Below are 15,033 nucleotides of genomic sequence, written 5' to 3'. Positions count from 1 at the left end.
ACCCGAACAACGCGGTATGTCTGGCTAACCGCGATCACAGGTTTTGGGGCCGCTTCGCGACCCAGCGGGAGCAAGCTCCCTCGCCACAAGCAAGCTTTCGCCACAGGTTTTTCGTTCGGCTTGGCAGGGTCTTCATTGAGCCCTAATGAACGACCCTCCCGGTTCGTTTACCAGGGCAAGCCTGTTTATTTTTTGGAGACTACCGCCCATGGCATTGCACCCGGACATCGAAGGTTTTCTGGAGCTGGCCGAGTTCGGCCGCCTCAGCGGCAAAAGCCAACCCATGCATGAGCTGACGCCTGGCGAAGCGCGGCAGCAATTCGAACAGACATCGCAGTTGCTCGATGCCACCCCGACGGGTGCATTGACGGTGACAGCGGTCAGCCTGCCTGCGCGGGACGGGCATGTGCTCAATGCGCGGCTGTACGCCAAAACGCAACCAGACAACGAGCCACGCCCGGTGTTGTTGTACTTCCATGGCGGCGGCTACGTGGTGGGCAGCCTCTATTCCCACGACACCCTGTGCCGGCGTCTGGCGCTGGCAGGGGAATTTGCCGTGTTGTCGGCGGATTATCGACTGGCGCCGGAACACCGCTTCCCCACCGCTTACAACGATGCCGAAGACGTGACGCGCTGGCTGGCTATTACCGGTGCTCAAGCCTTGGGGCTGGACGCGAGGCGCATAGCGCTGGCAGGGGACAGCGTCGGCGGCAGCTTGGTGGCGTCGCTGTGCATCGCCATGGCCCAGGACCCGCTGGGGTGGCCGCTGGTGCCGCGCCTGCAAGTGTTGCTGTACCCGGTGATCGACGCGGTAAAAAAACGCCCGTCGCTTGAGCGATTCGCCGAAGGCTATCTGCTGGAAGCCACCACGCTGGAATGGTTCTACCAGCAATACCAACGCAGCGAAGCGGACCGTGCCGACTGGCGTTTTTCACCGCTGTACGCCGAAGGACTGCAACGCCTGACGCCGACGGTGCTGTGGCTGGCCGAGTACGATCCGTTGCTCGATGAAGGCCTGGCCTGGGCCGAGAAACTGCGGGCCGAGGGGCAACCCTTGGTGCTGGAGGTGATGGCCGGCATGACCCACGACTTTGCGCGCATGGGCGAGATGGTCCAGGAAGTGCCGGGGATGCTGGTGCAACTGGCGGCGCAGATCAGCGAGAGTCTGGGCTGATTTGTTGTGAGGGGATTAACGGATGCCGATCAGTTAAATGCAATCCCTGTGGGAGCGAGCTTGCTCGCGATAGCGGTCGTACATTCAACATCTATGTGTCTGACCCAACGCCATCGCGAGCAAGCTCGCTCCCACAGGTCTATCGGTGATCCGGAGATTGTGGTCAGGGCGGATCAAGCCGATCCAGCGCCCGATTCACCGCCAGTTCCCCCAGCATGATCACCTGCGCAATCCCCAACAGCGCATTGCGACTTGTCCCCTGCAAATGATCCACCAGATCGTTGGCCATGACATTGGCCGACGCCAGCGACTCACAGGCGTGCACCAGCAGGGTTTCGGTACTGAGTTCGGGATTGACGATGAACATCGTGCTGGGTGTGCGCGGGGTGGCCATGATGTTGGGGCCTGGATCGAAGGCGCATTCGGCGGTTTCGTGGGATTGTTTTGATTCGGGACTTTCGTGTGGGGAGGCCGGGTCGGAATCCGGCGGATTGGGTGTGGGCTTGAACATGGATGGTAAACCTCTCAGTTGAGCCGCAACCTGTCTCGCTACTAAACGGAAGGGTGGCGGCTGTGCGCAAGTTAGTAGACCGGAATACCACCCAAATCCGGCGCACCCGAAGGCGCCATGCACACAGCCACCATCAAATGCAGGCGGACACCTGATTGAATGACGCTTATGCAACCGATTTTGGATGGTAAGACAGGCTACTAAACCCGATCACTGACAATCAGTGACCCGAACCAAGTTACCGGCCACCCCAAAGGCGCACAAGCCGGCGGATTCTGGCGTACCTGTAGGCAACGACGCAAGGCGTTGTGGCTTTCATGAAGTAACCTGTAGGCCGCTTAAACAGGCGCTGCCGAGCGGTGTTTGATTCTCAAATCCAACGTAGAGTAAAAAGCCCTGGCCGAACCAACGGGGGAAAGAGGCTCACATCTTCCAGCAGAATCCAGCGGCTTTCGAGTGACGCCAGGTTGCCGAGCATGTGCGACAAACGGTGTCGCTTTGGAAAACACAAGGGATAGCCAGTGATCATGACCATGGATGATCTGACAATGCGTAAGATCTCGGCGCTTGCATCACAGGTCCTGGTGTTGGAAGCGAAAGCGGCTACAGACGGATTCAGGTTTCTCACCCGACTGATTGCGCAGTGGAAAACGGGAACGACTCGATTCGATCAGGCAGGCGAATGCTTTTTGGGAGCCTGCGTGCGAAATTACCCCCAACTTGACCACGCGTTTGCATTCGACCTGACCAGTCATTTGCATTCGTTCTGACCACCGATTGCATCGGATTTGACCAGCACGCTTTGTAACCATGATCGGCAGAGAACGGCCAACAGGGGTCAGTCGTGACTTTGTCTTCACCGCGTTTCTAAAATGCAACATTGTCGCTGGCGAGATTACGTAAACCAGCGGCAAGCCATTCGCTTGCCACCCCATGCACCTCTTAGACTCAGCGCCCTATAAAGTGGGTCAATATCTCCAGAAAACGGGAGTTACGAGTACTAACACCGTCAGGATTTCCAGTCTCCCCAGAAGCATTCCAACGGTCAGTAGCCATTTGGCGGCATCAGGTAATGATGAGAAATTACCGGCCGGCCCAATGATCGTGCCAAGCCCCGGCCCGACGTTACACACCGCAGTAGCGGCACCGCTCAACGCGGTTGTCCAATCAAGGCCAATGAGAGCCAGGCCCAAGGCGATGGCGGCAATGGTGATGGTGAAAAAAAACGAGAAGGTTAAAAGCGAGCGCAAGATCTCCTCATCAATGGGATGACCGTTGTATTTCTTCTGAATCACCGCTCGAGGATGGATCAACTGCTTCAAACTACTGACCAGCAGGGCGGCAGCCACCTGAAAACGGAAGATTTTAAGACCACCTGCCGTTGAGCCTGAGCACCCACCGACGAAGGTCAGGTAGAAAAACAGCAAAACGGCAAAGCTGCCCCACAGAGTGTAATCACCAACCGCAACTCCCGTGGTCGTGACGACCGAGGTCACATTGACCGCCACGATACGAAATGCATCCCACCATTTGTAATCGCTGTGAAAACACAACCAGGTACCCACTGCCAGCGAAGTGACGAGCAGGAATCCAATGAATCCGCGTACCTGGTGGTCCTTGAGTAGCGCCCCGCGGTGGCCGCGTAATGTCGCGACATACAACGTAAAGGGGAGACTACCCAGAATCATGATAATGACCGCCACCCAGTGAATCGCGGGTTGCGTCCAATGCCCCAGTGAGGCGTCCGAAGTCGAGAATCCTCCAGTAGAGATCAAGGACATTGCATGGTTGACCGCTTCAAATGGCGTCATGCCAGAGATCCAGAGCGCCAGAGTTCCGGCTCCAGTAAGTCCCAGGTAAAGCAAAAGGATGTACTTGGCAGCCACATGGGAACGCGGCGTCACTTTCTCCGACCAGTCTGAGGACTCTGTCTGGAACAGACGCATGCCGCCTACTCGCAACAGTGGAAGGATCGCCACAGCCATACCGATAAAACCGATACCTCCCAACCAATGCAGCATGGAGCGCCATATCAACAAGCCGGGAGATGAGGTATCCAGACCGGTGAGTACAGTCGAGCCAGTGGTTGTGATACCCGACATCGTTTCAAAGAATGCGTCGGTGTAGCTGATATCGCTGATAAACACCATTGGCAACGCTGCGAAGGTACACACAACGACCCAACTGCCAGTCGTCAGCAGGTACATATCCCTCGGGCGAAGCTGGCCAGTATCCGGGCGCCCCCGCACAATCAACAACAAGCCACAGATGAAGGTAATCAAACTCGACCAGAGAAAGGCCGACAGATCGTCGCTACGCTCGTAAGCCACCAGTGTGATCATGGGGATAACCATGCTTATGGCCAGCGTGATCAGAAAAATGCCTAAGATGAAGCCGATAAGCCGAATTGCTGCGAGGGACATAACAGAGCATTCCAAAAATGAGTCAATCGTGTTCACAGACGAGCAGCAGTACTTCGTCAAGACATGCAGAAACGAAGGGCAGCTTCGGGTCGATTCTGTTGAAAAAGTCGGTCTACCCAAACTGCCTGATCATTTACTCGTGAAAACGCCTTTTTCGCACGCTGCTACGTGAAATCCGAGTCCGGAAGCCTCTGCCAAAAGTAAAGATTTCAATCTCGGACGCGTACTTTTCGGATGCGCAAACCATGGTCGACTTTTTCAACACAATCGGTCGATTTTAGCCGGTCACGGAAGACAGAAATCGACCAGAGGCTGTCAATCGCTCAAAACACTTAAAAACCACTGATTGCTAAAGTAACCAGGATCCGAAATAGCTCACTCGGTCGAAGGGACGGATGTTTTACTGCCCAGGCGAATCAGTTCATTGGAGAAACACAGGCCGACGATGATCAGTGCCGCTCCCGCGTACAGGCTTTCGCGCGGTACTTCATTGAGCGCCACAAACGCCAGCAGCGCGGCGAACAGTGGCTCGGTCAGCTCCAGCGCTTGCACTTGGGAAGGCTTGAGATACTCGATGGCCTTGGTGGTGCAGAAGAAGCCCAGGATTGTCGGCAGCGTGGCCAGTGCCAGCAGCGCGGCGATCGCCAGCGGCGACAGCTCGCCCATCGCGAAACCATCGGCCGCAGCCGGCATCAACAGGTACAGGCTGCCAAAGAACAACAATTGTCGGGTGAAGTGCAGCCCCCCCGACACCCCCATACGCTTCATGGCAACCGAAAAGGCCCCATAGCCGCAGCCGGCCATGGAGGCGAGCGCAGCACCTTGCAGGGTAAAGCCCAGCTGCAGGTCGCCGCCGAAGATCACCGAGATCCCGGCGATAGCCAGTGCGGCGCCAACGGTAGCGTTCGCGGTGATGGCATCCTTGAGGAAAATGCGCCCCAGAATGATCGAGGAAATTGAGGCACTGGCCATCAGCACCACCACCACACCTGCCGCAGCGTAGTGTCGATAGGCGGACGTTTCGAAATGGAACAGCACAAAGATGCCAAGGAATGCGCAGATAGCCGCCTGAGTCCATTTGGTCGACGCCGCCGGGCGCTTGAGGAAAAACAGCAAGATCGAGAGAAGCACGCAACCCAGTATGGTCTTGATGACAGCAATACTGCTGGCGGTGAAGCCATTACTCATGAGTACTTTGCTGAGTACACCGATCGTTGCGTTCAGCGCTGCAGCGCAGAGTGCAAATATGACGCCTTTGCTGAAAGTAGACTGCATTGTTGACGATCCCTGTCGCTGAATTGTCGTTCGATAGAATGCCGCCCTGCATCGACGGCGCAAAGTTTGCGAATAGCCCCCAAGGGAGCAGTCAGAGGGCCTGACCCTTGGCTATGCAATATGAGTTGACGAACGTTGCAGTGTGCTGCAAAGACTGACGTATATCCGGTTTGGCTATTCCATGCCTGTTGGCAAATTGCTCGAACGCCGTTGTATCAAAACGAGTGGTCTGGATAAAGTCCAGGGCTTCGGGTTTTGTATTCAAAAAACGCGCAACGGGAGGAATACTCAGTAGCAACTTCAGCAAGCGCAGTGGAATGTAATGCTTGGGAGACTTTAAGCCCAACGGTTGTGCCACCTGTACCAGCAGTTCTCGCAAGTTGGGAGTTTGGTCATCGAGCGCCAGCAGTTCCTGGCCCGCCATGGCAGGATCAAAAGCACAAATCGCCACCAGCTCAACCAGGTGATCCACGGTAACCAGTGGCAGCCAGTGCTCGGCGGTACCAGGCACTGCAGTCAGCTTTCCCTGCACAAGGTTGCGTATCAGCTCCACCAGCGGCTGACCGTCAAGGATATGCCCCGTGCGGCTGTGGCCACAAACCGTCGCAGGGTGGACAACGGTAATCTCTCCGCCCTTGGTGGACATGACCTCCAGGGTCGCAAAATGCGCCTCCAGCTTGCTCCCCTCGTAACCACCGACACGTCGGTAGACGGCAGGCCAGTCCGTCAGCTCCGGGAAACGAGGGTCAATTCCGATGCGTTGCAGATGTTCATGATTTTTCAGCATGTAGCCGCCGATCATCACTAACCGGCTTTTTTGCTCAGCCGCCAACAGCGCCACGCGCTTTGCCCCTTCCACATTCACCGCACGAGAATGCTCCACGGAAAGCCCCCATGCGAAGTGGGCGCCTAAGTGGAATATGACTCTGGCGCGCCTTAATACTTCTCGGTCAGGAAGACTCAGCCCGAGGTTGTCCCGTTCCAGATCGCCAGCCACGGCAAATACCCGGGTCGCGCAACCTCCCAAATTGTCGACTTGCTCGCGCAATGCAGCCAGTCGCTCTGGGCGCCGCATCAACACCCGAATGGTGTGACCTTTTGCACTCAGGTACGCCACCAAATGTTGACCGATAAAGCCGGTACCCCCCGTGACAAAGCACTCCACGCTCATTTCCCTGCTCCTTGTTCAAGGTGAAAAATCAAGCGTAAACTATCGACCCAACTCTATAGTCAAGCGGTGTTTTCATGAAAATCGGCGAACTCGAGACCCGCAGCGGCGCCAGCCGCCATACGTTGCGTTACTACGAGCAAATCGGCCTGATCTCACCACTGCGGCAAACTAACAACTATCGCGTTTACACAGAGCAAACTCTGCAGGATCTGGACTTTATCCAGCGCGCGCAAAGCATGGGGTTTTCCCTGGGGGAAATAGGCGAGATTCTGGATGCGCAACGCAACAAACTGATCGATTGTGCTGACGGCGCCAAGCTCATTGAAAAGAAGATGGCGGAAATCAAACAGAAAATCGCCAACTTCCAAAGCATTTATCGGTATCTGGACCAAGAGCGCGCAAACCTCGAAGCCAGTGCTGCCAAACAACTTGAGCTTCAGCAGCTGAACAACTCTTCCAACTGAACTGTCAGCATCTGCGTAACGGGAGCTGCAGCTTGCTTTCAGTTTCAAGCCCATGAGACGGGCATTTGCGCGTTGTGCGACTGTCCACGGACACACCCGAGGGCGCTGCCTTTTACCTGCGCTGCGGGTTCCAGCCGATACGGGATGACTTTGCGACGCATATGAAGCCCACTTCATAACTCGGCAGCCGCTATGTATTATCGACATCGGCCCGATGCTGCCCGCCGCTCGCTCCCGCTGGGAAAGGTGAAAGCATCTGCACCTCATGCAAACCCTGTCGCCTCTCTTGACGGTCGAGGTTTGGCAATGCGAGCACCAAAGCATCTCGGCTACAGGAGCAGACATGTTTTCAATCGAGCAAGCCAAGCAAATGGCCAAACAGTTGCGCGCCTCGCTGGAGGAACGCAATCAGGCGGTGACCCACTCCACTGCGCTGGAACTGGTCGCGCAGCAACTGGGCTACAAGGACTGGAACACCGCGTCGGCGCTGCTGGCCCAGGCCGATACCCCGCCAGCGCCGGGCATTACCTTCGATAAACCCATCCCCATTTTGCGCAGTTTCGACGAAGCCAAGGCCCGGGAGTTCTATCTGGATTTTCTGGGTTTCAGCGTCGAGTTCGAGCACCGCTTCGAGGCTGATCTGCCGCTGTACCTGGGCATCAGCCGCGACGGTCTGCACCTGCACCTTTCCGAACATCACGGCGATGCCAGCCCGGGCTCGACGGTGTTTGTGCCGATGCAAAACATCGAACTGCTCAGGGATGAACTGCTGGGCAAGCGCTACGGCTACGGACGCCCGGAGATTGTTCAGCAGGGCTGGGGCAAGGAGTTGCAGGTCTACGACCCGTTCGGCAATCGGATTCGCTTCTGCCAATATTGATCACGCGGTGCGGGCTGGGGCGACCCGGTCCGCTTTGAACCACCAGCTACTCAGGATGAACACGCCATGACCACGCAGGACACTTCGCTTCAAGACATCGCCGCGCCTGAAGGCGTTTGTTATGGCTGCGGCAGCCAGAACCCGCACGGGCTGCACATCAAGAGCTTCTGGCATGAAGACGGGGTGCATGTCATGGCCGAGCATATGCCCGAAGACAAGTATTGCGGCTGGCCGGGGCTGGTTTACGGCGGTTTGATCGCGATGCTGGTCGATTGCCACTCCAACTGGGCCGCGATGGCTTATCACTACCGCGCCGAACAGCGCGAAGTGGGCAGCTTGCCCCACGTCACCTGCGTCACCGGTAACCTGGGCATCAAGTACATCAAGCCCACCCCGATGGGCGTACGCCTGACATTGCGGGCAAAAGTCGAGGGTGATGTCGGGCGCAAAAGTCGCGTCATCTGTGAGGTGTTCGCCGGGGACGTCCTGACCGCTGTCGGGGACTCCACGTTTGTCCGCGTCGATACCGAGCAACTCAGGGCCGCCGCGCACGACAACAAGGTCGATTCCTGATCCCGGCGCCTTCGCCGTTCGTCAGCGAGCCAGCACCTTTTACGATGCCGGGTCTTCCAAGGTTTTATACCTCACCGGGGAGACCCCAATAATGAACAGGAAAATGCTCGCACTCATGGCTGCGGGTCTGTTGTCGACGGGCTCTTTTTTTGCGCTGGTCGCCGAGAACGCGACGGCGGGTTCCGCTGTCCCGCCTGCTGCCGTGCCTGGCATCAACCAGCCTCAAGGCGCTGAAGCCAAAGACGAGAAGGCCGACAAGAAGGGCGAGGAGGCCGCGGGCTCAAACTCCGACGCCGATTCGCAAGCGATGGAAAAGGATGCCGCGACCTCAAGTGGTTCGAAGGACGAAGAAAAAGAACCCACGCAGTGACAGCCTGAATCGACCGGTTTTTCCCGGACATTACGCGACGTCTATGCCATCACCCGGTTGCGCCCGCTCTGCTTGGCCAGATAAAGACGCTCATCGGCCAGTTTCAGTACGCTTTCGGGCATCGGGGTGTCCGCACTCCGGCAAGCCACGCCGATGGACATCGTCAGCTTTCCAACCTGCGGCACCTCGGTCTGTGCGATGTGCTCGCGTATCCGCTCGGCAATGACCCTGGCGGTATCCAGCGGCGTATCCGGAAGGATCAGCGCGAACTCTTCACCACCGGCGCGGCAGGCGAGGTCGCCGGTCCGGGAGTTCTGCTTGAGGATGCCGGCGACCTCTTTCAGGGCCACGTCACCGGCGTCATGCCCGAAGGTGTCGTTGACCTTTTTGAAGTGATCGATATCCAGCGCCAGCACCGAATAGGCTTGCCCGGTTTTTACCAGCAGATCCAGTACGCCGCCCATGGCCCTTCGATTGGCCAGGCCGGTCAGGGGATCGCTTTGCGCTTCGTGGCTGAGCTGGCCAAGCTTTTGCTGGAGCAGTTGCACACCGGTCAGCATGGCCTGGCGAATGGCCGATGCGTCGCGGTACCAGGCATGGACTTGCCGCAGTTGCTCGCTCGTTTGCGGGGCGGCCAACTGGTCGGCGGCTGCCGATAACTGGCGCAACGGCCGGGCGATCAGTGTGGTCCCGAGCAAAATCAATCCGAGCCCCAACAGCCCGGCGGGGATCATGCCCAGGACCATGTCGCGCATGAGTTGCCCCAGCGGTGCCAGGCTGAGGTCCCGGGGTTGTTGCGCGACAACCGCCCAGTTGGCGTCTGGCACCTGGGCAAAACCGGCGAGCATGGGAACACCCTTGTAGTTCGGGCCTTCCAGGGAGCCACGTTCGCCGCGCAAGGCCGCATCGACCGTCAGGCTCCAGCCCAGGACCTCACCGATGCGCTTATCGTCCGGGTGATACAGCAGCCGCCGATTACCGTCGGCGATGAACGCAAAGGTCCCTTCGTGATGGAAGTGACGGCTGATGATCGTATGAAAGGTGCTTTGCTTGAGCAGGTAGACCGAGCCGCCGACGACGCCGAGAAACGCTCCTGACGGGTTGAAAACCGGTTGTGAAATGAACACCACCAGGTTGCCCGCCGCGGAAACGTAAGCTGCGCTGACCGATGGACGACGTTCCTTGAGCGCCTGCTGGATGCCCTCCGACGTCAACGTGGCGCCGACAATCTGCGAAGTATCCGGATAGGCCTGCAGGACTTTGCCTGTCGCATCCACAATGGCAATGGAGTTGAAGTCGGCATCCTGGGCTTGCAGGCGTATGGCTTCTTTGCGCAGCACTTCGGGGTCGTTCCAGTGCCGGCCCAGCGTGTTGGCGCTGTAGTTCAAGCGACTGTGCGCCGAATTCAGGAACTCACCGATGCTGGAAGCGACTTTTGCGGCATAGGCTGCGTTGGCCTCAAGCGTCGTATGGATCAGGGACTGACGCTGCACCCGGTAAGCGACGTAGAGGCTGTTGCACAGCGTCGCCAGGACCGACAGCAGGACGAAGAAAAGAATCAGTCCGCGCAGGTTGATGGGCAGGGGCCTGGACAGCTTCGCGCGGCTACCTTGCTCGTTGATGGCACTGTTGGGGGCATCCGCAGGTGTCGCCATTTTCGATCCATGAAGGGTGTGTTGTGAGGGGGGCAAAGACTGCCTTGCAGGATAGGCAGAGAGCGCCGAGTTGTCACATACACGCCACAGAAAACAGAATCGGACAAGGCTTTGGCCGCTGCAACTTCTGTGGGAGCGAGCTTGCTCGCGTTAGCGCAATGTCAGTCAACGATGATGTTGACTGTGCAATCGTCATCGCGAGCAAGCTCGCTCCCACAGGTTCTGCGCCTCGGTTGACAGGCATTAGCTGCCGGCAATCAGTACTGCGCGCGCAGGCTCAGGGTCACGGTGCGCGGGTCGCCGTAGAAGTTGGTGCCCCAGGAGGCATCGACGCGGTCGTAGTACTTGCGGTCGAACAGGTTGTTGGCGGTGAGTGTCGACGACAGGTTTTCGTTGAACTTGTAGCCGACCTGCGCTGTGGTGATGGCATAGCCGCCTTGCTGGAACTTCACGTCACGCTGGTAGTAGGTGTCGCTGACCGCACGCACGCCACCGCCGACGCTGAAGTCCTTGAGCGGACCGTCGGTGAACTCGTACTTGGTCCACAGGTTGAAGTTGTGCTTGGGCGTGATGGTGCTGAAGGTATTGCCTTTGTTGGCCGCATCACCGTCCAGGAACTTGGTGGAGGTGTAGGCGTAACCGGTGACGATGCTCCAGTTCTCGGTCAGGTTGCCGCTCAGCTCGGTTTCCCAACCTTCGCTGCGTGCCTTGCCTTCGGTCATGTAGGCACCGGAGTTGTTGTCGTATTCGGCGCGGTTTTCATCGTAGATACGGAAGGCCGCGATGCTGGCGTTCAGGCGACCGTCGTAGAACTCGCGCTTGAGGCCGATCTCGTATTGCTTGCCTTCGCGCGGGCCGACCGGCTCGCCGTCCGCGCCGATTTCGCTCTGTGGTTTGAATACGCCGGTGTAGCTGAAGTAGGTCGACAGTTCCGGGGTGATCTTGCCGATGAGGGCGCCGTACGGCACGACCTTGCGGTTGATGCTGGTGTGGGCTTCGCCGAAGTTGTTGAAGAAGGCGTTGGCGTTCTTCGCGTCGGCTTCGTACCAGGTCACACGGCTGCCGCCGATGACATCGAGCCAGTCGGTGACGTTGAACTTGGCACGGGTATAGACCCCGTACTGGTCGGACTTGGACCAGTTGCCGTTGACGTGCGCATAGTCGTTGCGGGGGATGTCGATGCTGCCCGGATCCCACACGTTGATCGGGAAGTACTCACCGCCGCCGTAGGTGAAGTCCTTGTCCAGGTGCTGGTACTCGGCACCCAGGGTGAACTCGTGGCGGCGATCGGCGAACTCGAACGGCGTGGTGACGAAGCTGTCGACGCCAATGGTCTTGATGTGGGTGTAGTAGTCGTAGGCCACGGCCCAGCTGTCACCGGTGGCCGGGTCGACCGCGCCGTCGGCCCAGGTGAAGTTACGCTCCGGGGTTTCGGCGTCGCGGTAGGTCAGGGTGGTCTTGAACTGACCGCCGTTGTCCAGTTCGTGATCAACTTCGGCAAAGGATTCCCAGACCTTCTCGTTCAGGGTGTTCCACTTGGCGTCGACGAAGGTCGAGCGCGGAACGTCCAGCAAGGTGCCATCGGCATAGGCCGGCAAGCCGAAGGCCGGGGTGGAGTTGTTCTTCTGGTAAGCGCCACCGACCGACAGGGTGGTGGCCGGGTCGAGGTCGAACTCCAGGCGACCATAGACCATCGGGCGTTCGTTCTGCGCGTAGTCGACGTAGGACTGGTTGTTCTCGTAGGCGGTGATGAATCGACCGCGCACGGTGCCCTGATCGTTCAGCGGGCCGGTGACATCGACCATGGAACGGTAGTGATCGTAGGAGCCGGCGGCCAGCTCGCCACCGAGGGCGAATTTGCCCAGGGCGCGCTTGCGCACCACGTTGATCGTACCGCCGGGTTCACCTGCGCCCTGGTACAGGCCCGACGGACCGCGCAGCACTTCGATGCGGTCGTACATCGCCAGGTCGAAACTGGTGGCCATGTCGCCCTGGCCGGTGGGTTGCGAGACGCCGTCGACCTGCACCTGGTCGACGAGGAAGCCGCGCATGTAGACGTCGTTGAGGCTGGAGCCGGAGTTGTAGGTCTTGATGGTCACGCCGGTGACCTGACGCATGGCGTCCTGCAGGCTGTTCATGTTCTGGTCGTCCATGCGCTGGCGCGTGACGACGGACACCGACTGCGGCATGTCCTTGAGCTTGATGTTGCCTTTGCCGATGGTCACTTCATCGCTGGTGTAGGAATGCGTGCCTTCGGTGGTCGGGCCCAACGCCACGCCGGTGATGGAGGTCGCACCCAGCTGCAATGCACTGGAGTCACCGACCGCTGGCACCAGCGACACGGTGTTGCCATTCAACTGAAAATTGATGCCGCTCCCCAGCAGCAAGGTTTTCAGTGCCTGTTCCGGTTCCATGTTGCCGGACACCGCCGTGGACTTGATGCCGTTGACCATGTCCTGGCTGTAGAGAATCTGCAGGTTGGTCTGCTGGCCCAGTTCGCGCAATGCACTGGCCAGCGACTGGGCCGGCACATTGACGTTCACCGGGGCCGCCTCGACCTGGGAAGTGCCCAGCAGCAACAGGGTCAACAGCGCACCCGGCACGACCGTTCGGAATTTCTTTTGCCGATCGATGGCTAATGCCAAGGGTGCGCGGGACAGAGTAAGGCTTTGCATTGCTCGAATCGCTCCAGAAGTGTGTGTGCAGTTTTTTAGTTAATGATAATTATTATTAGACGGACCACTTTGCCTAAACCGGAAAACAAACTTCAAAAAACAACAACCTGCGTGCAATCACCGCTGTCAGGCGGTCGTGCGCTCGGTGATGACCCGGCCCGATTCCATGCGCACCAGTTGATCGGCCATGTCGAAGTAGCGGTCGTCGTGGGAGATGACGATGATGGTTTTGCCCAGGCGCTTGAGGTCCGGCAGCAGCTCGGTGTAGAAGATGCGGCGGAAGGTCGGGTCCTGGTCGGCGGCCCATTCGTCAAACACCAGCACCGGGCGTTCTTCCAGCCAGGCATTGACCAGCGCCAGGCGCTTGCGCTGGCCGGTGGACAGGTCGGTGGTGGTGAAACGGCCGTCCCTGACGCTGACCTTGTGCGCAATTTCCAGGCGTTGCAGGTAGGCATTGGCATCTTCGGGGATGTGCTGGTCACCCTGCACCACGTCATCGAACAGGTAGTAGTCGGCAAAGATCGTGGTGAACAACTGGCGGTAGTCGTCTCGATTGTGCGCATCGATGCCTTGGCCGTTGAGCAGGATTTCGCCGTGTTGCGGGGCGTAGAGGCCCAGCAGCAACTTGATCAGCGTGGTCTTGCCGCAGCCGTTTTCGCCGACGATGAAAATGATGTCGCCTTGCGCGATGGTCAGGTTCACCGGGCCCAGGCGAAACGCGTCACTGCCTGGTGCGGCGGGGAAGGCGTAGCTGACGTTGTTCAGTTGCAGGCTGTTGACCACAACCGGTGGGGTGCCCTGGTCGTTGAGCAGCAGGTGCGGTTCCGGCGAGGAAAACCGGCTCGACAGTTCGGCGATGCGGCGAAAGGCGATGCGCGCCCGGCTCACGATCGGCAAGGTGCTGACCAGGTGCTCGATCGGGCCTTTCATGTACAGCAGCACCAGCACGAAGCCGCTCATCACCGCTTGGTCGGCGCTGGGCCAGAACGATTGCAGGGCCAGCGCCAGGCCGATCACCACGAAGAACAGCATCGAGCCGAGGGTCTTGGCGATCACGAAGGTGTTGATCGAACGCACCTGGGTGTCGCAGATGAAATCGGCGGTGCCCTGGATGCCCTTGACGAACATGCGCTGGCGGCGCGGACGGTGGATGCGCAATTCCTTGGCGCCGCCGGCAATGGCGTTGTAATGCTTCTGCAATTCGTCTTCGGCGTCGCGGGCAGCCATGAACCCCTGGATACCCTTGCCCTGCGCGTAGAACTGGATGCCGGTGCCGATGGCAATCGCCAGCACCATCATCAGGAACATCGTCCACGACAACATCGCCAGGTAACCCATGCAGCCGAGGGTTACGGTCAGGGAAATGGCGAGCGGCGCGAAGGCGAAGGCGAAGTCGCTGATGGTGTCGACGTCGTGGGTCAGCACCGGGATCAACCGGTGGCTGCGGTAGCGCTCGATCTGCTCGATGGGCGCCGAGAGTACTTTTTCCCCCAGCTCTTTGCGCAGTTTGGCAATGATGTGCTGGCCGACGTAGTTGGTGCCGATGTCCGAACAGATCGAACTGCCCAGGGCCAGCAGGCACAGACCGCCGAACAGCGCGACCACGCCCTGGGTCAGGCCGTCCGGCGAGTGCAGCGCGTTGTTGATGGTGGCCAGCAGCACCGTCACGCTCAAGCCGCCGACCATGCCCAGGACGATCGACAGACTGACGACGAGCCGGAACGGTTTCAGGAGGCTGAACAATTCATGAATTGCACCGCGCGTTGGCTGGGTCATGAGCAGAGGGTTCCTTGGGTCTTGAGGCAGATACCCAGTAGAACGTCTGATGGAGGGCTTAATTTAAAGGGGGGGGAGACGGGTGG

General features: G+C 58.8%; 13 protein-coding genes and 1 pseudogene. 7 read left to right on the top strand and 7 right to left on the bottom strand.

Going from position 1 to position 15,033, the window contains the following annotated elements; all coding sequences use genetic code 11:
- Positions 1–208: 208 nt before the first annotated feature.
- Positions 209–1,174, top strand: coding sequence for an alpha/beta hydrolase (locus BSF40_RS30395; protein ID WP_095968137.1), 966 nt, complete (start codon positions 209–211; stop codon positions 1,172–1,174).
- Positions 1,175–1,337: 163 nt separating this feature from the next.
- Here BSF40_RS30395 and BSF40_RS30390 read toward each other — a convergent pair whose 3' ends face one another.
- Positions 1,338–1,685: a DUF6124 family protein gene (locus BSF40_RS30390; protein WP_095968136.1), complete on the bottom strand. Its 348-nt coding sequence runs from the start codon at positions 1,683–1,685 to the stop codon at positions 1,338–1,340.
- A 527-nt stretch (positions 1,686–2,212) separates the two neighbouring features.
- Here BSF40_RS30390 and BSF40_RS32595 point away from each other — a divergent pair.
- Entirely contained in the window at positions 2,213–2,455 is a 243-nt protein-coding gene (locus BSF40_RS32595; protein ID WP_172435780.1) for a hypothetical protein, read from the top strand.
- 198 nt (positions 2,456–2,653) lie between these two features.
- Here the strand turns inward: BSF40_RS32595 and BSF40_RS30380 are convergent, their stop codons facing one another.
- From BSF40_RS30380 to BSF40_RS30370, 3 genes are all read right to left on the bottom strand, one after another.
- Positions 2,654–4,108, bottom strand: a complete 1,455-nt coding sequence (locus tag BSF40_RS30380; RefSeq protein WP_095968134.1) for a TrkH family potassium uptake protein — start codon at positions 4,106–4,108, stop codon at positions 2,654–2,656.
- A 375-nt stretch (positions 4,109–4,483) separates the two neighbouring features.
- Positions 4,484–5,383 (bottom strand): DMT family transporter, encoded by a 900-nt coding sequence (locus tag BSF40_RS30375; RefSeq protein WP_095968133.1) that lies wholly within the window; start codon positions 5,381–5,383, stop codon positions 4,484–4,486.
- A gap of 91 nt (positions 5,384–5,474) precedes the next feature.
- Positions 5,475–6,554 (bottom strand): SDR family oxidoreductase, encoded by a 1,080-nt coding sequence (locus BSF40_RS30370; RefSeq protein ID WP_095968132.1) that lies wholly within the window; start codon positions 6,552–6,554, stop codon positions 5,475–5,477.
- A 74-nt stretch (positions 6,555–6,628) separates the two neighbouring features.
- Between BSF40_RS30370 and BSF40_RS30365 the strand changes: the two genes are divergently transcribed.
- The 5 genes and pseudogenes from BSF40_RS30365 (at position 6,629) to BSF40_RS30345 (ending at position 8,841) form a co-directional block, all read left to right on the top strand.
- Positions 6,629–7,018 (top strand): MerR family transcriptional regulator, encoded by a 390-nt coding sequence (locus BSF40_RS30365; protein ID WP_095968131.1) that lies wholly within the window; start codon positions 6,629–6,631, stop codon positions 7,016–7,018.
- A gap of 68 nt (positions 7,019–7,086) precedes the next feature.
- Positions 7,087–7,197 (top strand): annotated as a pseudogene (locus tag BSF40_RS33335) (GNAT family N-acetyltransferase); the annotation flags it as partial.
- 164 nt (positions 7,198–7,361) lie between these two features.
- On the top strand, positions 7,362–7,898 hold the full coding sequence (locus BSF40_RS30355; protein WP_095968130.1) for a glyoxalase superfamily protein: 537 nt from the start codon (positions 7,362–7,364) through the stop codon (positions 7,896–7,898).
- Between the two features lie 66 nt (positions 7,899–7,964).
- Positions 7,965–8,471 carry a PaaI family thioesterase gene (locus tag BSF40_RS30350; protein WP_095968129.1) on the top strand — a complete coding sequence of 169 codons (507 nt, stop codon included), beginning with the start codon at positions 7,965–7,967 and terminating at the stop codon, positions 8,469–8,471.
- A gap of 91 nt (positions 8,472–8,562) precedes the next feature.
- Positions 8,563–8,841 carry a hypothetical protein gene (locus BSF40_RS30345; RefSeq protein WP_095968128.1) on the top strand — a complete coding sequence of 93 codons (279 nt, stop codon included), beginning with the start codon at positions 8,563–8,565 and terminating at the stop codon, positions 8,839–8,841.
- A gap of 41 nt (positions 8,842–8,882) precedes the next feature.
- On the opposite strand, the gene BSF40_RS30340 is transcribed toward BSF40_RS30345, so the two are convergent.
- From BSF40_RS30340 to BSF40_RS30330, 3 genes are all read right to left on the bottom strand, one after another.
- Positions 8,883–10,496, bottom strand: coding sequence for a diguanylate cyclase (locus BSF40_RS30340; protein WP_095968127.1), 1,614 nt, complete (start codon positions 10,494–10,496; stop codon positions 8,883–8,885).
- A 257-nt stretch (positions 10,497–10,753) separates the two neighbouring features.
- A complete protein-coding gene (locus BSF40_RS30335; protein ID WP_095968126.1) occupies positions 10,754–13,171 on the bottom strand; it encodes a TonB-dependent receptor in 2,418 nt (805 codons plus the stop codon).
- A 126-nt stretch (positions 13,172–13,297) separates the two neighbouring features.
- Positions 13,298–14,947, bottom strand: a complete 1,650-nt coding sequence (locus BSF40_RS30330) for a cyclic peptide export ABC transporter (protein ID WP_095968125.1) — start codon at positions 14,945–14,947, stop codon at positions 13,298–13,300.
- Positions 14,948–15,033 lie beyond the last annotated feature (86 nt).

This window comes from Pseudomonas sp. ACN5 (assembly GCF_002303975.1).
GTDB lineage: Bacteria > Pseudomonadota > Gammaproteobacteria > Pseudomonadales > Pseudomonadaceae > Aquipseudomonas > Aquipseudomonas laurylsulfatiphila.
The sequence above is the reverse complement of the archived record's forward strand: the minus strand, read 5'-3'. Positions and strand labels throughout refer to the sequence as shown.